This window comes from Bacteroides sp. BFG-637, from assembly GCF_024793605.1.
Classification (GTDB): domain Bacteria; phylum Bacteroidota; class Bacteroidia; order Bacteroidales; family Bacteroidaceae; genus Bacteroides; species Bacteroides vicugnae.
Genome location: NZ_JANUPD010000002.1, coordinates 5,900,841 through 5,920,244, shown reverse-complemented (window position 1 = coordinate 5,920,244; position 19,404 = coordinate 5,900,841). Strand labels below are relative to the sequence as shown.

Sequence of the window (19,404 nt, the reverse complement as noted above, 5' to 3'; positions counted from 1 at the left end):
AGAATATGAATAGAGAAGCAGCATTGGTTGTGTTTAGCGGTGGACAGGACTCTACTACTTGTTTGTTTTGGGCAAAACGCAACTTTAAGAAAGTATATGCCTTGAGCTTCCTGTATGGTCAGAAGCATCAGAAAGAGGTGGAGCTTGCACGGGAGATAGCCCGGAAAGCAGAAGTGGAATTTGATGTGATGGATGTTTCCTTTATCGGACAGTTAGGTCACAATTCATTGACCGATACTACGATGGTGATGGATCAGGAAAAACCAGCAGATAGCGTTCCCAATACCTTTGTTCCGGGACGTAATCTGTTTTTTCTAAGTATCGCGGCGGTATATGCCCGTGAACGTGGTATTAATCATTTGGTAACGGGAGTTTCTCAAACGGATTTCAGCGGTTATCCCGACTGCCGTGATGCCTTTATTAAGTCTCTTAATGTAACTCTCAATCTGGCTATGGATGAACAATTTGTGATTCATACCCCTTTGATGTGGATTGATAAGGCAGAAACATGGGCATTGGCCGACGAACTGGGAGTGCTGGAACTGATTCGCACCGAGACTCTGACTTGCTATAATGGCGTTCAGGGAGATGGTTGTGGACACTGTCCGGCTTGTACACTACGTCGGGAGGGATTGGAGAAATATTTAAAAAGTAAGAATCAATAATATCTCTACATAGAGATTAAAATGCATTTTTTGTTGTCATCTGTCACATTGTTGTAGGTAAGTACTTTATTATGAAATGTCTAGTCTGTGACGGCAAGTAGTGACAGCAGCTAATTTTGATATTTTGCTGTCACTACTTGCTGTCACCGGTACGTTCTAATTAATAAATGGTAGTAGCTTCTATCCGGAACGTATAGGCTTAGATTAGTTTCAACAGCATGAAACTGTTGTTTCATCGGTGAGAAACTAGAGTTTCAACGGTAGGAAACTAAAGTTTCTAACGCTTGAAACTATAGTTTCAAGGCTTGAAACAGTTTGTTCCAAGTAATGAAACACTTTGTTTCAGCACGGGAAACACATTGTTTCAGGCAATGAAACTCACCGTAACAAGTAAGATGAGGAGAAAGCAAACGTGGGTTAAGAGTTGATGGTGATAGGTGATAGATGCGGTGATAGGTTGTAAAATGAATCTTTCACCACTGAAACCTCGATGAATAAAGCGTTTGAGGCTGAACGGTGATAGGTGAAAGAGGAAATGCATTTTTTTGTTTAGGGTAGAGGTTGTAGTTAACGAGTGCAATGACTGAATTAAAAGACCAACTTTCCTTGTTAGGAAGAAAAACCGAGTATAAGCAAGATTATGCTCCTGAAGTACTGGAAGCCTTTGATAATAAGCATCCTGAAAATGATTACTGGGTACGTTTCAACTGCCCGGAGTTCACAAGTCTGTGTCCTATTACCGGACAGCCGGACTTTGCCGAAATACGTATCAGCTACATTCCTGATATAAAAATGGTGGAAAGCAAGAGTTTGAAACTCTATCTTTTCAGTTTCCGCAGTCATGGAGCCTTTCATGAAGATTGTGTGAATATCATCATGAAAGATCTTATCCGGTTGATGAATCCCAAATACATAGAAGTAACCGGGATATTTACTCCTCGCGGTGGTATTTCCATTTATCCGTATGCCAATTATGGTCGTCCGGGAACAAAGTTCGAACAGATGGCAGAACATCGTTTGATGAATCGGGAATAATAAAAATAAAGGAATTCACTTGCTAAAAATATCGAATATGACTCATCATGTGCCTGTTGAATTGCAAAACTATGTTCGGCAAAGTATTATCCCTCAATACGCTAACTTTGATAAAGCGCATCAAATAGACCATGTAGAAAAGGTTATGGAGGAAAGTCTGAAATTAGCGGCACATTATGAAGTCGATTATTCGATGGTTTATGTCATTGCTGCTTATCATGACCTGGGATTATACGAAGGACGTGAATTTCATCATATAACCTCCGGCAAAGTGTTGCTAGCGGACGAAACTTTGCGGCGTTGGTTTACGGATGAGCAGCTGTTGCAGATGAAAGAGGCGATAGAAGATCATCGGGCTTCTAATAAACAGGCTCCCAGAACAATCTATGGAATGATTGTTGCCGAGGCTGACCGAATTATTGATCCCGAAGTCACTTTACGTCGTACCGTACAATATGGGCTGTCTCATTATCCGGAGATGGATAAAGAAGAGCAATACGCCCGTTTTCGGAAACATCTTACTGATAAATATGCAGAAGGAGGGTATCTGAAGTTGTGGATATCCCAATCGGATAATGCCGGACGGTTGGCAGAACTTCGTCAACTAATTGCGGATGAAAAAAACTTTGTAGAGTTTTTAATAAAATCTATGAAGAAGAGAATAATACAGTTTTGTGAAATATAGCTATTAGCTTGCGTTCGATTCATTTTTTATTTTTATCTTTGTCATATTAAGGATTGCAATACGATAGATAATGGAAGAATATATTACTCGATTTTCAACATATCTTTTTTGGGATGTCAATAAAGATGATTTGGATATGGAGAAGCATTCACAATATATAATAAAGAGAGTGCTTGAATATGGTATGTTGCAAGATTGGAATATTGTAAAACAATATTATGGACTTGGGAGAATCGTCGAAATAGCTAAAGGGTTTCGTGAATTGGAGCCTCGGGCTTTAGCTTATCTTTCTGCCATTTCACAAACTCCTAAAGAACAATTTAGATGTTACACTTATCAACGGTCGAATCCACAACACTGGAACTTTTAAAACAGTTGCAACAGTTACCTGTACTTTGTAATACTCGTCTAGTCGGTGGTACTGCATTAGCTTTGCAATTAGGACATCGAAAGTCGGTCGATTTGGATTTTTTTGGTCAGATTAATGTAGATTCTCAAGATTTGAAGGAAGCTTTGCGAACACTTGGGACACTGACTATCTTAAATGATTCTAAGAATATACACATTTACGTATTGAATGAGGTTAAAATAGATATCGTGAACTATACTTATCCTTGGCTTGATGATGTCGTATATAAAGATGGGATACGTTTGGCAAGTCCTAGAGATATTGCGGCAATGAAAATTACTGCTATTGAAGGGAGAGGTACTAAAACAGATTTTTCAATGAATACTTTTTGTTGAAAAAGTATTCATTGAAAAATCTGTTGGATTTCTATTCTCAAAAATATCCTGACTCATCTTCTTTTATGGCTATGAAAAGTTTAGCTTATTTTGAAGATGCGGAGGAGGAGCCAATGCCTTATATGTTTGTGGATGTATCTTGGGACGAAATTAAAAAGTCTATTTTGTCTCGTTTATAATAGTATATGAGATAAGTTACTATTCATGATGATACGGCCCTCCATTCAATATAGTCATCGCCCGATAAATCTGCTCAACGAATATCAGCCGGATCATCTGATGTGAGAAAGTCATCTTGGACATTGAAATCTTTTCGTGTGCCACTTGATAAACTTTTTCAGAAAAGCCATAAGGCCCTCCGATAATGAATACCAGTCGTTTGTTGACCGTGTTCATTTTCCGCTTCATATATTCGGCGAACTCCAGAGAACGCATTTCTTTTCCGTGCTCATCGAGCAATACCACCACGTCGCCCGGTTGAAGAGCTTTCAGTATCAGTTCCCCTTCCTTTTCTTTCTGCACTTCCATTGAAAGGCTCTTGGTGTTTTTCAGTTCGGGGATCACTTCCATATCGAAAGTGATATAGCGTTTAGTACGCTGGATATAGTCGTTGATCGCAGTTATATAGTGTTGTTCTACGGTTCGTCCTACGACGAGCAGGGTTGTTTTCATACGTTTACAATTCTGATTATTGCACAAAAATAGGCATTTTTTATGTTATTCTGCAATTAATGCTTACCTTTGCCTATCATTAGTTGAAAGTTTAAAGCTTTAAACTTCAACTTAAAAGCTTGTATTTATGAAAAAACGAGTGCTTGCAGGAATGACCGCTTTGCTTCTTTCTCTCTCGTTGCTGATGGCGCAGGAGATACCGGCAGGAGTGATAACGGCATTTAAAAGAGGAAGCTCGCAAGAGCTGAGTAAGTATATGGGGGACAAGGTAAACTTGGTGCTCCAAGGTCGCTCGACAAACGTTGACAAACAGAAAGCAACAGCTACCATGCAGGAATTCTTTACGAAGAATAAAGTCAGCGGATTTAACGTGAACCATCAGGGAAAACGGGATGAATCAAGTTTCGTTATCGGTACGTTGGCTACTACTAATGGGAACTTTCGTGTGAACTGTTTCCTGAAGAAAGTGCAGAATCAATATTTAATACATCAAATAAGAATTGACAAGATCAATGAATAAGGAAAAAGAACTGATCGACAAGTTGATCGATCTTGCTTTTGCAGAAGATATAGGTGATGGTGATCATACCACCCTTTCATGTATTCCCGCTACGGCAATGGGAAAATCAAAATTGCTTATCAAAGAAGCCGGTGTGTTGGCTGGCATCGAAGTTGCTAAAGAAATCTTCAACCGTTTCGATCCTACCATGAAAGTGGAAGTGTTTATCAATGACGGAACAGAAGTGAAACCGGGTGACGTAGCAATGGTAGTGGAAGGAAAAGTGCAATCTTTGCTTCAAACCGAACGCCTGATGTTGAACGTGATGCAGCGTATGAGCGGTATTGCAACAATGACCCGTAAATATGCAAAGGTGTTGGAAGGTACAAATACCCGTGTGCTTGACACCCGCAAGACAACTCCCGGTATGCGTATCCTCGAAAAAATGGCTGTGAAAATCGGTGGCGGAGTAAACCATCGTATTGGTTTGTTCGACATGATTCTTCTGAAAGACAATCATGTGGACTTTGCCGGAGGTATCGACAAAGCCATCACCCGTGCCAAAGAATATTGCAAGGAAAAAGGCAAAGACCTGAAAATAGAAATAGAAGTCCGCAGCTTCGACGAACTGCAGCAAGTTCTTGATCTCGGTGGAGTAGACCGTATCATGTTTGATAACTTCACTCCCGAAATGACGAAGAAAGCAGTAGAGATGGTGGCAGGTAAATACGAAACTGAATCTTCGGGTGGTATCACCTTTGATACGCTCCGCGACTATGCCGAATGTGGCGTAGACTTCATCTCTGTAGGAGCTTTGACTCATTCAGTGAAAGGACTGGATATGAGTTTCAAAGCGTGCTGATTTTTTTTCACCACAGAGGACACAGAGTACACAGAGGATTTAAACTTATTTTATAGGAAGAATTTCCTATCATTGTTCCTCTGTGTACTCTGTGTCCTCTGTGGTGAATCGTATTCTTTAACTTCTTTTAGCAATATTCCTTGCAGCATTCCTCAAACTCTCGCGTCTAATAAGCAAACGACGCAGACATACGTTCGATTTTAAAAAAAGTAATTGACTTTGGAAAACGAGATAGAACTGATAAAGGGCTGTCGGGCAGGAAAGGATTCAGCCCGAAAGGAACTTTACACCCTCTATTCCAAACAGATGCTGGCGGTATGTTTCCGCTATACGGGCGATATGGATGCGGCGCACGATGTACTGCATGACGGTTTCATCAAGATTTTTACCAACTTCTCGTTCCGGGGTGAGTCTTCACTTTGTACATGGATCACCCGGGTGATGGTCACTCAATCACTCGATTTCCTGCGACGGGAGAAACGAGTCAGCCAGTTGGTAGTGCATGAAGAGCAGCTTCCCGATATACCGGATATATCGGATTCGGGAGGAGGGGCTGGAATATCCGAAGAGCAGTTGATGGCTTTTATTGCCGAATTGCCGGATGGTTGCCGAACCGTTTTCAACCTTTATGTGTTTGAAGAGAAATCGCACAAGGAGATAGCCAAGATGCTTCACATTAAAGAGCATTCATCTACTTCGCAGTTGCACCGGGCCAAATATTTGTTAGCAAAAAGAATTAAAGAGTATAGGAATCATGAAGAAAGAAAATGATGAAATAACCGATCTGTTTCGCACACGTCTCGCTGATGCCGGGATGAGTGTACGGGATGGCTTTTGGGAAGAGCTCTCGCAGGAAATTCCTGTGGCTTGCCAGCATCGTCGCCGGATTCTGCTCTTCCGTGTGGCGGCTGCGGCGTCTGTATTGCTCGTTTTGGCAGCCTCGTCGGCTACTTTCTTGTATTTCTCTCCAAAGGAAGATATGGAAGAAGCATTTACAAAGATAGCCGTGACGAATGGAGGACAGATGGATGGAGATGGAATACGCGTCAATCAGTTACCGCTGCCGGTAGAACCGGTGTTGCCGAAACCGGCTCCGAAATCTTACGGTATGCTGTCGCAATATACAGAGGAAGAAGATTCTCTTTCCTATCACTTTCTCCATGTCGTTTTCTTTTTCTTCCACTACTTCTACGGGAAATGGCAACCAATATGGTAATCAGGGGCATAATGGTTATTGGCAGGCAACAAACGGTAATACAGAGTCATCTGTCGCTCCGGAAGAACAGTCGAATGTCAATACGGTTCAACCCAAAGCGGTGAAAAAGCATCGCTGGGCGATGAAAGTTCAAGTGGGTACAGCACTTCCGGCAGATAATGGTACTTATAAAATGCCGGTTTCCGCAGGGGTGACGGTAGAACGTAAGTTGAACGATTTTCTCGGCATAGAAACCGGACTGCTCTATTCGAACCTCCGTTCTGCAGGGCAGCACTTGCACTATCTGGGGATCCCCGTTAAAGTGAACGTGACGTTGGTAGATACGAAGAAAATCGACTTTTATGCTACTGTGGGAGGAATAGCCGATAAATGTATTGCCGGTGCACCGGACAACAGTTTTAAAGAAGAACCTATCCAGCTGGCAGTGACTGCCGGTATTGGAATCAACTATAAGATTAATGACCGACTTGCTGTTTTTGCCGAACCCGGAGTTTCGCATCATTTCAAGACAGATTCGAAATTGGCTACGGTACGAACGAAACGGCCGACTAATTTTAATTTACTTTGCGGACTTCGCATGACGTATTAATCCTTATGAAAATGAAAAAAACACTACTAATGCTGTGGATGGCTGTTTGCCTGATTGTATCTTTTACAGGATGCACCAGCGAAGAAATGGATTATAACAATCCGGACGTTGCCCTTTTTGTGAAACAATTGAAGGCGGGTACGTATAAGATGAAGAATGATAAAGGAGTAGTGGAAGTTCCTCATTTCACGGAAGAGGACATTCCCGAACTTTTAAAATATGCGGAAGATCTGACTATTATCCCTTCTTTTCCGTCGGTTTACAATATGAACAACGGTAAGATTCGGTTGGGTGAGTGTATGCTTTGGGTGATTGAATCTATCCGTCAGGGCACACCTCCGTCATTAGGTTGCAAAATGGTATTGGCGAATGCTGAAAATTATGAAGCAATCTATTTCCTGACCGATGAGGAAGTACTCGATGCAGCCGCTTGTTATCGTAGTTGGTGGGAAGAACGCCAATATCCGAAAACGAGATGGACAATTGATCCGTGCTACGATGAGCCGCTTTGTGGATCGGGTTATCGTTGGTGGTAATAAAGGGGGAGGAGCCTTCGGAAAGTAAAAAATAGGAAACATTCATGTGGGAACATTTGTTTGTATCAGTAGTCTTTTGCTGCTGACAGGGGGATTATTACGCTCAAAAGATAGCTTCTCATACGTGCAAAATGTATATGAAGTGCTCCGAAATATAGGTAATGAAAGAGTAAAAAGGATGGATGGATTAAAACGGGTTATAACAACGATGGCACTGTGCCTGACCGCTGTATTTGCATATTCGCAAGTATGGACGGCGCAAGATTCTTTGCATTTGAAGAAATTGCTGGAGAGTGACCAGGAGTTGCATTTAAATATGGATGCTGTGAAGTCGATTGATTTCGGAAGCGCAGTGGGTACTCCCCGGATGTCGGAGGAGAAAAGCTGGATGATGCCTGACGAATCGCTTCCTGAAGCGTTGCCTAAACCGAAAGTGATGTTGACTCTGATGCCATATAAAGCAAATACCCGCTATAACTGGGATCCCATCTATCAGAAGAAGATAAAGATCGATAAAAATACCTGGCGGGGTGATCCTTTCTACGAGATACGCCATCAAAGATCTTATTCAAACTGGGCACGCAATCCGATGGCAAAGGGAATGCGTAAGTCGTTGGATGAGATACAGGCGAGTGGGGTACGTTTCCGCCAGTTGGGTGAACGTGCTAACGGAATGATGGTGAACACGGTAGTGATGGATGCACCTATTCCCTTGTTTGGTGGGAGTGGAGTGTATATCAATGGTGGAACTATTGGCGGACTTGACCTGATGGCTGTCTTTACAAAAGATTTTTGGAATAAGACGGGACGGGATAACCGTGCCCGCACATTGGAAGTGTTGAGAACTTATGGAGACTCTACCACTGTGTTGATAAATAAACCAATTGAACAGATTGCCCGTTGAAGGCGTTATAATGATGTGTTGATGTAGCAATGCGCTCATGTCAACCTATTAACACATAGATAAATTATTGGTTATGAATAGAATTACTTCTCTTCTGGGTATTCAATATCCTATTATTCAAGGTGGCATGGTGTGGTGCAGCGGTTGGCGTCTTGCTTCTGCTGTGAGCAATGCCGGTGGACTGGGATTGATCGGTGCCGGTTCCATGCATCCGGAGACTTTACGCGAGCATATCCGTAAATGTAATGCGGCCACGAAATTGCCTTTTGGTGTAAACATTCCTTTGATGTATCCTCAGATAGAAGAGATTATGAATATTGTGGTGGAAGAGGGAGTGAAGATTGTTTTTACCTCTGCCGGAAACCCGAAAACGTGGACTGGGTGGTTGAAAGAGCGTGGAATAACGGTTGTTCATGTTGTTTCTTCTTCCCGTTTTGCTGTAAAATGTGAGGAGGCCGGAGTAGATGCGGTAGTGGCAGAAGGGTTCGAAGCCGGAGGGCATAATGGACGCGAAGAGACAACGACTTTCTGTTTGATTCCCGCTGTACGTGAGGCTACAACATTGCCTTTGATAGCTGCAGGAGGTGTCGGCACAGGAGAAGGAATACTGGCTGCTATGGTATTGGGAGCCGAAGGTGTGCAGATAGGAACCCGTTTTGCTCTGACTGACGAGAGTTCAGCGAGTCCGGTATTTAAGGATTATTGCTTGAGTCTCGGTGAAGGAGATACTAAGTTGTTATTGAAAAAGCTGGCTCCGACGCGTTTGGTAAAGAATGCTTTCCGCGAAGCGGTGGAGAAGGCTGAAGATAGTGGTGCTTCTGCTGAAGAATTACGAAGCTTGCTAGGAAAAGGACGTGCAAAGAAAGGTATGTTTGAAGGAGACTTGGAAGAAGGTGAACTGGAGATAGGTCAGGTTTCGGCAATAATATCCCGTCGACAGTCGGTGGCAGAGGTGATGAACGAATTGGTTGAGTCTTATTGGCAGGCGGTGGAGAAGAAATATTTGTTTGAAAGATAAATGATAATTTCTATTTCACCACAGAGGACACGGAGGACACAGAGGTTTAATCTTTTTAGTAACACAGAGTCTCACGTATTGAGAATCGTATTTATCGCTCTGTTTTACTTACGGAAAGAGAGAGAAGAACTCTGTGTCCTCTGTGTCCTCTGTGGTGAAATTATAGGCTGACAGGTTCGTACTTCAAACCAAATACGTCGGCTACGGCCTTATAAACGATTTTTCCTTCTACGATATTTAATCCGAGTGCTAATGCTGGATTCTCTTTGCAGGCTTTTTTCCATCCCTTATTTGCTAAAGCCATTACGTAGGGGAGGGTAGCATTAGTCAGTGCAAGAGTGGAAGTGTAAGGTACAGCTCCCGGAATATTAGCCACTGCATAATGAACAATTCCATCTACAATATAAGTCGGTGCGCTGTGAGTAGTCGGGTGAGACGTTTCGAAACATCCTCCCTGATCGATTGCCACATCCACTAATACTGTGCCGGGCTGCATCATTGAAAGCATCTCTTTGGTAATCAAATGTGGTGCTTTATCACCGGGAATCAGTACAGAACCGACAACTAAATCAACATCCGGTAATTCTTTTCTGATTCTTAGTTCGGATGCGTACAATGTCTTTACATTCTTCGGCAGTGTTTCGCTCAAATAGCGCAGACGTGCCAGATTTATATCTGTAATAGTGACATCTGCCCCCATTCCTGCAGCTATTTGTGCGGCATTGCTACCTACAACTCCACCTCCTAAAATTAATACTTTAGCAGGTTTAACACCTGGCACGCCTCCCAAAAGAATACCTTTTCCACCTTGCGGTTTTTCCAGAAAACGGGCGCCTTCCTGGATAGACATACGTCCGGCAACTTCACTCATAGGAATTAATAAAGGCAATGAGTGATCTGCTTCTTCTACAGTTTCATAAGCCAGGCATATTGATTTGTTGGAGAGCATGGCAAGAGTTAACTCCCGGTCGGAAGCAAAATGGAAATAAGTGAATAGTAACTGTCCTTTTCTAATTAAGTTATATTCGGTGACTATCGGTTCTTTCACCTTTACGATCATCTCGGCAGTGGCGTAAATGTCTTCTATTGTTGGCAGGATATGCGCGCCGACAGCTTGATATGCTTCATCCGGAAAACCGCTATTTATTCCCGCTGTATGTTGGATAAATACCCGATGCCCTTGTTTTACCACTTCGGCCACCCCCGAAGGTGTCATGCCAACACGGTTCTCATTGTTTTTGATTTCCTTTGGTACTCCGATAATCATAATGTTACGTATTAAAGATTTAACATGTTCGAATGTACGAAAAATCCCCTTACGTTGTTATTCGTAAGGGGATGTTTTAGAACAGAATGCCTCGCGTGTTGAGATGAATAAATGCGTAGAGTGGTTATTTTATAGACATTCACTGCCCTGCTTGTTGATTTTCATGCTTTTTCCATAGAGACCCACTCGAGCTATGTTGTTATAAAAGGGTTCTGCAATATCGTACTTAAAAGGAAGTACTTCTTGGTTGTCTTTGTTTATATACCCCCACTTGGACGACTGACTTTCAATACAGACAGCAGCCAATCCTTCAGAGAAAGAGCATCCATTATCATATTCCAGGGGAATGACGACTTCTCCTTTCTTATTAATGAATCCTATCTTGTTGTGTAGCGAGACGAGAGCTAATCCTTCCGCGAATTGTTCTATTTGACTGTAAGTCGGTGGAAGAATGTAGTTTCCTTGTCTGTCAATCAGTCCCCATAATCCATCATGGCATACACGTGCGCATTCTTGCTCAAACGAGTGAGCGGCTGCGTACTTAAACGGAATCTGTACCTGTCCGGTATGGTCGATGAATCCGTATTGGGAATTGAGTACTACCATTCCTAATCCTTCTTTAAAAGAGAAAGCCCGTTCATACATTAGAGGGATGACAACGTCATATCCTTTATTGATGTATCCCCATTGGATTTTTCCTTTAACGGGAGCCAATCCTTCGGAGAAACGGCCAATTGCCGAAAAACGCTTTTTCTTATTAGCTACCCCATAAGCTAAAAAAGAAGCAAAGAACTTTGTAATAGTGTTGCTCATTTTTCTTATTGTTTGTGTGGTAAGCGTCCGGATACCATTATATACAAGAGAAGCGTGGACGTCGTTAGTTCATTCTATTCAAGGTTCTGGTAAACCTATTGGGAAATGAACAACAGAGTCCACGCCCTTGTATATAACAAAGACGTGAACGCTTAGTTGCCATTATCTCCCCAATTAAAGAATTTACCAGATTCTGAATAGAGATAATATTCTAAACGCTTCTACGTTATTAATCGTAATAAGTCGCTACAAAGATATGGATTTCTTGTTAAAGAACAATATATTTGAGGGATAAAGATTTTGCGATGAATGAGATATGTAGATAGAATGTGAAGTGGTTAGTAGATAGACTAAAAAAAACTCCCCTTACGTTTTAGGTAAGGAGAGCTTCTTTTAGTCTATTGTCAGACAGTTTATATGAAGGATGCCTGTTATTAGTTTAAAAGTCCTGGATTAGCATCAATTGCATCTTGTGGAATACGCAATGTGTAACGGGAATCATCTTGTACAAGTGTGTAGGTTACGTCTTCAATTACTTTTTTGATTTCCGGCCGGGTAGTTCGGCGTAAATCAAACCAGCGATGTCCTTCAAAAGCAAGCTCACGAGCACGTTCTTTCAGAATTTCTGTGATTAGCTTTTCTTGGCTCATCGCATTTATTTCATTTTTTTTCTGCTCATAGCCTTCTGATGTATAACGATTCTCCTATTAGTTTCAAGAGCCGGGTACGTGCTTCTGGTAATTTGTTTAAATGTGCAGCAGCTTCGGCTGAATTTAGATAAAGTTCTCCGGTACGGAAAGTACATTTGAATTTAGATTCACCACTTTTGCTGGAAGTATAATTCCCATTTTGATTTACTTTATAGTACTTGTTTGGGCGTAGATCTTTTCCTTCCTCATATTCTTGCAAAAATGAAGGGTAAAGTAGGAGTGATCCGGCATAATCGCTATTCGGGAAAACCTCATAGGCAGTGATCATTTCTATGGATGTAAATTCATTAGGAAGTTTGTCTCCTTCATCATTCAAGTTCACTAATGTCGATTTTCCAGCTAATACACGTTCCGAAGCTTCATAAGATTTGGCCCATTCACCCATATATAAATATACCCGTGACTCCATTGCGTCTACTGACAATGTTGAAAAACGGTATGAATATTGAACTTCCCATTCTTTTTTGTTAATCAGCTTCCGTGCTGTTTCTATATCAGACAATATAGAGGTATATATTTCCTTTACAGTGTTTCGTGATGGTATTTCTTCTAAATCAGTATTGAGTTTTAGAGGAATCGCCTTGGTTTCTAATGCTCCGGCAGCTGTATAGGGCTGTCCATAAAGATTAACCAATATAAAATGCATATATGCTCTCATAAGGTAAGCTTCTCCAACTAATTGATTAATATCTTCTTGGCTTCCTTCTGATATTTCATCTCTTTTATCAATGATTGCGTTAGCATAATAGATATTGGTATAATAGGCCGCCCAGCCAAATTGTCTCGTACTTGCATTCGGATTAACATCATTCCATTTCTCAACATCTCCTAAAGCATTTTTTGAAGTGGCGTCAGACTGTAATATGGTTGCGATATCTGTCCTGATTTCGCATATTCCTCTGTCATTGAGTACAGTATTGTAAGCTGTTGTGAATAAAGCTCTGTATTCAGCCAATGTATTAGGAATTACTTGGCCTACTGGTTGTATGTCCAAATAACTATCACAGGAAGATAATAGTAGGCTTCCTATTAATGTGAATATATAATATATTTTCTTTGTCATAATCTATTTTTTTTAAAAGTTAAGACTCAGGTTGAATGTAATAGATTTAGGAACTGGAGTAGAGTATAGGTTACCCATTGATTCCGGATCCATATAATTATCGTAGTTTGAACTGATAACAAATAGGTTACGAGCTTCTAAGCCTACAGTTGCTCCTCCGATACTTAGTTTATGTAGCCATTCGGATGGAACCCGGTAAGCAAGACGTATATTTTGTAAACGTACGAAACTTAACTTCTTCACCCAGATATCCAATGACCTGTAAATATCATTTCGAGTACTGAACAAGTAGTAGTCAGCCGGATTGTAGTTGTATGTTGCTAATGCAGGGAATTTTCCTGTTTTATTTTCCGGTGTCCATCTATCCAGTATGTCTCTATTCATATTGCGTCCTGGATCTAAGTCAGATACATTATAACTTGGAGTTGTTTTTACGTGTGCTCCAAAATTATAAGAAAAATTCAAATTCAGTTCCCAATTGCGGTAATTGAACGTATTTAGAAAACCGCCCGTATAGGGAGCATCTGACGTTCCGATATAACTGTAGAAATCTCTTTGTTCTTCACTATTCGGCCCTATTTGGTAAGTGCCAAGTCCGTCTTCATTCGATGTCATTCTGAATAATTCTTCTACAGTGACAGCTTTCCCCTCTTTATTCTCAAGATAGATTTGTCCAGTCTCGGGGTTTATACCTTTGGTTTTCAATGCAAAGATTGCACCTACGGGGTATCCTTCCAAGCTAGGAGTCACTTGGTTTTTATCTGTAAGTACTTTTAGTACTTTATTTTGGTTATATGCGAAGTTGAAAGTTGTGTACCAAGAGAAGTCTTTAGTGGTGATATTACGGGTTTGCAGGTTTATTTCGACACCTTTGTTTTCCATACTAGCCCAGTTTATAGACATATTAGTGAATCCATTTTCCAAAGCTAATGCTTTAGAACCAATTAAGTCTGTTCCTTTTCTATAGTAGTAATCTACACTAAGATTGATGGCTTGATTGAGTACAGAAAAATCTATTCCTAGATTGTAAGATGCTGTTTTTTCCCAGCGTAATTTACTGTTGGGAGCACTATTGATAATAATGTTTTCTTCACTGTAGCCAGGTAAAATGCTCACATTATCATATTTTCCGACTAGGAATGGAGAGGTTCCCTTATCAATATTTCCTTGTAAGCCATAAGAAAGACGAAGGGCTAAATTATCGATCCATTTGTATTGTCTAATGAACGATTCATTAGATAAACGCCATAAGCCACTTACCGAATAGATTGGCAAGAAACGATATTTCTTATCTACTCCGAATAAATCAGAACCATCCATGCGTACACTTCCTCCCAATGTATAACGATTCATTAAAGTATATGAACCATTGGCAAAGAAAGAAGCAAAAGCGTTTTCCTTGTATGACTTGGTTTTTAGATTCCAATCATTAGCCTGTGTTTCATCTTTAAATATGAGATTTTGGAATGTCAGTTTCTTGGGATCATATCCGTATCCGGTTGAGGCTTGATTGTCTACCCAGTTTTTACGGATTTCCGAGCCGGCCATTATTTGTATATCATGTATATCACCGAATGTATTTTTGTATTCTCCCTGGATTTTCCATGTGAGTTGTGAGGTTGTGCTATTAGTTGTTTTAAGCATACCTCCTTCCGGTATAAGATAGGTTTGTACGCCATTTTTCCAATATTTATTGTTTTCACGTATATTCCTGATATTATATGAGTTTATCCCGGCATATTCTTCTTGAGACAATTGATCCCATTGCACACCAATCTGTGAATAAACTTTCCACTGATCGTTAAAACGTAGTTGAACGTCAAAGATAGAATTGATGGCTGTGGTGACAGATTCTTTATTTGTGTTTGCTCGTTCTTCGAATATATTAAAGCCTTGCTTTTCATCTGTTTCACTACTTTTGACTACGTCGTAATCGTAAAGGTAGTTTCCTTGTTCGTCAAATGGATCAAAGTAAGGATTAGCGATACGTGAATAATATACTGGGTTGATGAGTCCGTAAGTGTCAGTCATAAATGTGTTATTCTTGCGTCTGTTGGCAAAAATAGACATTCCAATTTTTAACATTTTGTTGACTTGATAAGAGGTTTTACTGGTCAGGTTAAAACGACTCATGCTTACGCCAGGTACATTTCCGTTTTCTTTTACATAACCGAGGGAATTGTAATAAGTAACCTTTTCGCTACCACCGGAAATACTAAAGTTATATTCTTGTGTGAAAGCATCTCTGAATAATATATCATTCCAGTCTGTATTGATTGTTTTCAGTTTGTTTATAGCATTTTGGGCTTCAGGTGTCAGTCCGTTCCAGCCCTGTTCTTTATAGATGTCTATTAAGTTATATTGCTTCATGATCGCGGCAACTTTTCCTTTTTCAGGAAATACTGCTATCGGATCTGTTAACCCCCATAATATGTCAAATCGTGCTTCTTTCAATAATTGAAGTTCCAAATCGACTTTCTCTTCCGAGTTTAGTAAGTTGAGTCGTGAAGTGTTGAGGTTAGGGGTATAAGTCAATTTAGTATTGAAGTTAATAACAGGTTTTCCAGTTTTTCCTCTTTTGGTTGTTACCACAATTACGCCATTTGCAGCACGTGCGCCATAGATGGCAGTAGCAGCTGCATCTTTTAATATCGTAATGCTTTCAATGTCGTTTGGACTCAACCCTGCGATAGAAGATTGCGACATATTTACGATGTCATTATCGTTGTCTTTGTTGATTTCAGGAATATCAGTCCCCTCCAAAGGTATTCCATCCAATACCCATAACGGGTCTTGTGTTCCATTCAATGAAGCTGTACCACGAATACGAATACGTGCAGGAGCTCCCGGTGCGCCGGAAGTTGTCGTAACGGCTACCCCCGCAACTTGTCCGGCTAATGCCTGGTCGATACTTTTTGCTGCGCCTACCATTCCGTCTGTAACGTCTACTTTAGCAATAGCAGCAGTCAGTTTACGACGTTCCAGTTCTTGATAACCAGTTACTACTACGTCTCCTAGTGTGTGTGATGGAAGCTTGAAGGACAATACGATAAGTATCTTTTCCAGCTTGCAACACGATATTTTGTTCTTCAAAACCTATATAACTACAATGTAGTCTGGTCACCTTTTCCGGAATGGAAATGGAGAATTTGCCATCCATATCAGTGATAGTACCTAGAGAAGTCTGTGATACTCCAGCTTTTTTCAAATCGTCTGCATTAACATATACAGAAGCACCGATTAGAGGTTCATTGTCTTCACCGGATATAACGACTCCGGTGATTGTGCGGTTAACAGCGTTGGCTGTAGCCAACGTGCTAACAAGAAAACATATAAGAACGTATAAGTATTTTTTTCTCATCAATATAGATAATTAAAGTGATTGATTTTGTTTTATTTGATTCCCAAAGCTGTATTAATACGTAGGATCATGTCTTCATAATGATAGCGTGCAGCAGTATCAGAAGTGCCGAGGCGGTTTTGCAACAATTTCTTGATACGTAATAACTCTCCGCGTTTCACCGAGATAGCATCAGAAATACGGTTGAGCTGACTGCCGTAGAAGTTGAGCACACGTGGAGCACCCATTCGGTCTTCCTGACGAAGTGCCCGTTGTTCGGCGGCATAACAACTACAGAAAGGAGTAGCATGGTCAAGCAGGAAATGCTCGCTTGCAATCTTCTTGTTGATTTTTACAGCTTCGGGTTCTGCGGCTGCTGTAAGTAATGCATCGAGGAAGTTTTTCTGCAAAGAACGTTCCATAACATTGGGGATGCCACCACGTTCGGTAATACCGAAAATGTTTTTATGAAGTCCGTCCATAAGCTCCACTACTGTAAATGCTTTCTTTCCGTTGACAGATTCATTCTCTATCATACGCATCAAACGAGTGTTGCCTAGTAAATCCCAAAGGATATAGGCTTGGGCGTTCTTTAAGATTTGCGTAGGAGCATTCTCCTGTTTTCCGATTGGAGTGTTGCGGAGCAGATAGGTATATTGTCCTACTTCCGTGTCAAACAGCCATTTAGGATAGGTCAATACTTCATCCATCAAGAATTTCAATGGAAGCTTCTTGTTTCTCTTTCTCAACGAATGTATAAGTCTTGACACCGTCTCCTACAATTGTATTTTCAATATATATACCGCCGATGTTGGCAAGTACATGATATAAGTAGTTGTTCCACTGGTTGATAACTGCATAGTAGAGACGCGACGCTTCTTCGTAAGTTTGTCCTTTTTCTCCGGTGGTAGTCCATTGAAGAATTTGTGGAACGATACGTTTCAGGTTTTCGATGCCATATAAAGAAGAACGGACCGGATCATCACCTAGGTCTTCGTTCTGTGCGCGTGGATCTACTGCGTCACGTACATCCTGCGCTTCACTATACTTATAAAGACGATCGGTATGCTTACTCAAGAAATCGAATAAAATATCCTTTTCTTCTTCCGGAGTATTCTTTCCGTACCAACGATAACCATATTCGATAGCAAACATATCATAAGGACCGATATGCGGAGAAAGAACTTTTACCCCATCTCCAGGCTGTGCAATATAATTGAATCGTGCATAATCCATGATAGATGGAAGCGGTAGAATTCATTCTGGAAGTAAATGCTTCGGAACGTAACGAATCCGTCGGGAAAGCCCATGAACCCATCATATTGTGACGGAGTCCCAATGAGTGGCCTACCTCATGGCAAGCAACGAACCGGATGGCATCTCCCATTAAAGCATCGGGTAATTGCACATTGCGTGCTTCCGGACACACAGTTCCAGTCTGCACAGTGATCCATTCGCGTACCATAGAAAGCACATTGTGCCACCACATAATATCAGCTTCCAGAATTTCTCCGGAACGTGGGTCTAACAGGGAAGGTCCCATTGCATTTTTCTTTTCTGAAGCAGCGTAAGTCAGTACGGAGTAATTGACATCGTCCATGTCTATATGCATACTGTCTGTGATTTCCTTGGCGATAATCGCGTTCTTGAAACCTGCTTTTTCGAAAGCAATCTGCCAGTCCTCGATACCTTTTTTAATGTACGTACGCCATTGGTAAGGTGTTGAATTATCAATGTAGAATACGATTGGTTTGGCAGGCTCCACAAGCTGTCCTTTCAGATAAGCCTCCCGGTCTTCCGGTTTGGGTTCCATGCGCCAGCGAGTGATATATTGTGTTTTATCCGTACCTTGTTGTGCATCACTAAAACTTAATAACGGATTAGTGAAATAACCGACTTTCTGATTGTCGAATCGTCCCATCATCGGCTTTTCAGGCAACAAGAGAATAGAAGAACTGACTTCCACCGTCACATAAACAGTGGTAGTTCCTTCTGTAACTCTGGTAGTCAATTCGGAAGTTGCCACGACATTGTTTGAAAAGGATTTGATGGATAAAATACGTGATAAGTTCTTGATAGCCGAAGTACCCAGATTGATATTAGTAAATACATTATTAATACTGGTTTCAGTACCGTCATAAATATCATTCACCTTGATTACTAATGCAGTAGAATCTGCATTAATTGCTTCAATTTTGAATGCGGCAATCAATGGAGAGATAAAATTATCCTTTACCGAACGGAAGATGGCATCCGTTTGGGGGCCAGAGGTAATGGGCGTTGTTGTCGTAGCATTAATTTGCCCGTAGCTTTATCCCATTCCATGCAAACCATCTGATTCTCGTAGTTTACTCCACGGTTTACACCTGCATCATTAAGTTCGGCAGGAACTCGTTGCAGTTTGTTGACAACTAATAAATCACGTCCCAAAAGTGAGGTGGGAATTTCAAAATAATAGTCATTCTTTTTTTGGTGTACAGCAAACATTCCTTTCGTTGTTTTACTGTCTTCCACTAATTTTTCGTAGTCGCTTTTACTCTTCTCTTCTTTCTCTTCTGGTTTCTTCTTTTTCTTTTTAAACCAACTCAGATTTTCTGTAGCGGGGGTAGTTGCAAATGCCGAGAGCGTTTCTCCACTCAGCAATATACATGCAATGACCGCTGCCATTACTTTTACATACATTCTCATTGAGTTTCTAACTTTTAATTATAATTAAAAAACAGCCACAAAAGTACTAATATTAATAACATAATAACTACTGATTTGCAATGAATATAACATTTAAA

The 19,404-nt window shown here is 40.9% G+C and carries 12 protein-coding genes and 6 pseudogenes; 12 read left to right on the top strand and 6 right to left on the bottom strand.

Going from position 1 to position 19,404, the window contains the following annotated elements; all coding sequences use genetic code 11:
• The first annotated feature begins 5 nt into the window (after positions 1–5).
• From queC to NXX38_RS23380, 5 genes and pseudogenes are all read left to right on the top strand, one after another.
• Positions 6–665, top strand: coding sequence for a 7-cyano-7-deazaguanine synthase QueC (gene queC / locus NXX38_RS23400; RefSeq protein ID WP_004300765.1), 660 nt, complete (start codon positions 6–8; stop codon positions 663–665).
• 579 nt (positions 666–1,244) lie between these two features.
• Positions 1,245–1,700: a preQ(1) synthase gene (gene queF, locus NXX38_RS23395; RefSeq protein WP_004304260.1), complete on the top strand. Its 456-nt coding sequence runs from the start codon at positions 1,245–1,247 to the stop codon at positions 1,698–1,700.
• Positions 1,701–1,737: 37 nt separating this feature from the next.
• Positions 1,738–2,378: pseudogene (locus tag NXX38_RS23390) on the top strand (HD domain-containing protein).
• A gap of 77 nt (positions 2,379–2,455) precedes the next feature.
• Complete coding sequence (locus NXX38_RS23385) at positions 2,456–2,755, top strand: DUF6922 domain-containing protein (protein WP_004311349.1); 300 nt, start codon at positions 2,456–2,458, stop codon at positions 2,753–2,755.
• A pseudogene (locus tag NXX38_RS23380) lies at positions 2,710–3,308 on the top strand (nucleotidyl transferase AbiEii/AbiGii toxin family protein). The gene NXX38_RS23385 and the pseudogene NXX38_RS23380 overlap by 46 nt, the downstream one beginning before the upstream one ends.
• A gap of 19 nt (positions 3,309–3,327) precedes the next feature.
• On the opposite strand, the gene rlmH reads toward NXX38_RS23380, so the two are convergent.
• Positions 3,328–3,801: a 23S rRNA (pseudouridine(1915)-N(3))-methyltransferase RlmH gene (gene rlmH / locus NXX38_RS23375; RefSeq protein ID WP_074559125.1), complete on the bottom strand. Its 474-nt coding sequence runs from the start codon at positions 3,799–3,801 to the stop codon at positions 3,328–3,330.
• Positions 3,802–3,928: 127 nt separating this feature from the next.
• Between rlmH and NXX38_RS23370 the strand changes: the two genes are divergently transcribed.
• The 7 genes and pseudogenes from NXX38_RS23370 to NXX38_RS23340 all read left to right on the top strand — a co-directional run bounded on the left by NXX38_RS23370 (position 3,929) and on the right by NXX38_RS23340 (position 9,425).
• The gene (locus NXX38_RS23370) at positions 3,929–4,321 is read left to right on the top strand and encodes a DUF4783 domain-containing protein (RefSeq protein ID WP_148364809.1); all 393 of its coding nucleotides are present in this window, start codon (positions 3,929–3,931) and stop codon (positions 4,319–4,321) included.
• Positions 4,314–5,162 (top strand): carboxylating nicotinate-nucleotide diphosphorylase, encoded by an 849-nt coding sequence (nadC, locus tag NXX38_RS23365; RefSeq protein ID WP_004314515.1) that lies wholly within the window; start codon positions 4,314–4,316, stop codon positions 5,160–5,162. The genes NXX38_RS23370 and nadC overlap by 8 nt, the downstream gene beginning before the upstream one ends.
• A 219-nt stretch (positions 5,163–5,381) precedes the next feature.
• On the top strand, positions 5,382–5,933 hold the full coding sequence (locus NXX38_RS23360; protein ID WP_004300758.1) for an RNA polymerase sigma factor: 552 nt from the start codon (positions 5,382–5,384) through the stop codon (positions 5,931–5,933).
• A pseudogene (locus NXX38_RS23355) lies at positions 5,917–6,967 on the top strand (PorT family protein). The gene NXX38_RS23360 and the pseudogene NXX38_RS23355 overlap by 17 nt, the downstream one beginning before the upstream one ends.
• An 11-nt stretch (positions 6,968–6,978) precedes the next feature.
• On the top strand, positions 6,979–7,503 hold the full coding sequence (locus NXX38_RS23350; RefSeq protein WP_074559124.1) for a DUF4943 family protein: 525 nt from the start codon (positions 6,979–6,981) through the stop codon (positions 7,501–7,503).
• A 178-nt stretch (positions 7,504–7,681) separates the two neighbouring features.
• The gene (locus NXX38_RS23345) at positions 7,682–8,407 is read left to right on the top strand and encodes a DUF4858 domain-containing protein (protein ID WP_008648769.1); all 726 of its coding nucleotides are present in this window, start codon (positions 7,682–7,684) and stop codon (positions 8,405–8,407) included.
• A 73-nt stretch (positions 8,408–8,480) separates the two neighbouring features.
• Entirely contained in the window at positions 8,481–9,425 is a 945-nt protein-coding gene (locus NXX38_RS23340) for a nitronate monooxygenase family protein (RefSeq protein ID WP_148364812.1), read from the top strand.
• Positions 9,426–9,585: 160 nt separating this feature from the next.
• Here NXX38_RS23340 and ald read toward each other — a convergent pair whose 3' ends face one another.
• The 5 genes and pseudogenes from ald to NXX38_RS23315 form a co-directional block, all read right to left on the bottom strand.
• Positions 9,586–10,692, bottom strand: a complete 1,107-nt coding sequence (ald, locus tag NXX38_RS23335; RefSeq protein WP_099147204.1) for an alanine dehydrogenase — start codon at positions 10,690–10,692, stop codon at positions 9,586–9,588.
• Positions 10,693–10,821: 129 nt separating this feature from the next.
• Complete coding sequence (locus tag NXX38_RS23330) at positions 10,822–11,505, bottom strand: WG repeat-containing protein (RefSeq protein ID WP_258981341.1); 684 nt, start codon at positions 11,503–11,505, stop codon at positions 10,822–10,824.
• A 434-nt stretch (positions 11,506–11,939) separates the two neighbouring features.
• A pseudogene (locus NXX38_RS23325) lies at positions 11,940–13,278 on the bottom strand (RagB/SusD family nutrient uptake outer membrane protein).
• A gap of 12 nt (positions 13,279–13,290) precedes the next feature.
• Positions 13,291–16,639 (bottom strand): annotated as a pseudogene (locus NXX38_RS23320) (SusC/RagA family TonB-linked outer membrane protein).
• A 32-nt stretch (positions 16,640–16,671) separates the two neighbouring features.
• Positions 16,672–19,306 (bottom strand): annotated as a pseudogene (locus NXX38_RS23315) (zinc-dependent metalloprotease).
• Positions 19,307–19,404: the final 98 nt, after the last annotated feature.

Excerpts from the sequence above, each read along its gene's own strand:
- queC (WP_004300765.1), top strand. The coding sequence starts at position 6 with ATGAATAGAGAAGCAGCATTGGTTGTGTTTAGCGGTGGACAGGACTCT.
- queF (WP_004304260.1), top strand. The coding sequence starts at position 1,245 with ATGACTGAATTAAAAGACCAACTTTCCTTGTTAGGAAGAAAAACCGAG.
- NXX38_RS23385 (WP_004311349.1), top strand. The coding sequence starts at position 2,456 with ATGGAAGAATATATTACTCGATTTTCAACATATCTTTTTTGGGATGTC.
- rlmH (WP_074559125.1), bottom strand. The coding sequence starts at position 3,801 with ATGAAAACAACCCTGCTCGTCGTAGGACGAACCGTAGAACAACACTAT.
- NXX38_RS23370 (WP_148364809.1), top strand. The coding sequence starts at position 3,929 with ATGAAAAAACGAGTGCTTGCAGGAATGACCGCTTTGCTTCTTTCTCTC.
- nadC (WP_004314515.1), top strand. The coding sequence starts at position 4,314 with ATGAATAAGGAAAAAGAACTGATCGACAAGTTGATCGATCTTGCTTTT.
- NXX38_RS23350 (WP_074559124.1), top strand. The coding sequence starts at position 6,979 with ATGAAAAAAACACTACTAATGCTGTGGATGGCTGTTTGCCTGATTGTA.
- NXX38_RS23345 (WP_008648769.1), top strand. The coding sequence starts at position 7,682 with ATGGATGGATTAAAACGGGTTATAACAACGATGGCACTGTGCCTGACC.
- NXX38_RS23340 (WP_148364812.1), top strand. The coding sequence starts at position 8,481 with ATGAATAGAATTACTTCTCTTCTGGGTATTCAATATCCTATTATTCAA.
- ald (WP_099147204.1), bottom strand. The coding sequence starts at position 10,692 with ATGATTATCGGAGTACCAAAGGAAATCAAAAACAATGAGAACCGTGTT.
- NXX38_RS23330 (WP_258981341.1), bottom strand. The coding sequence starts at position 11,505 with ATGAGCAACACTATTACAAAGTTCTTTGCTTCTTTTTTAGCTTATGGG.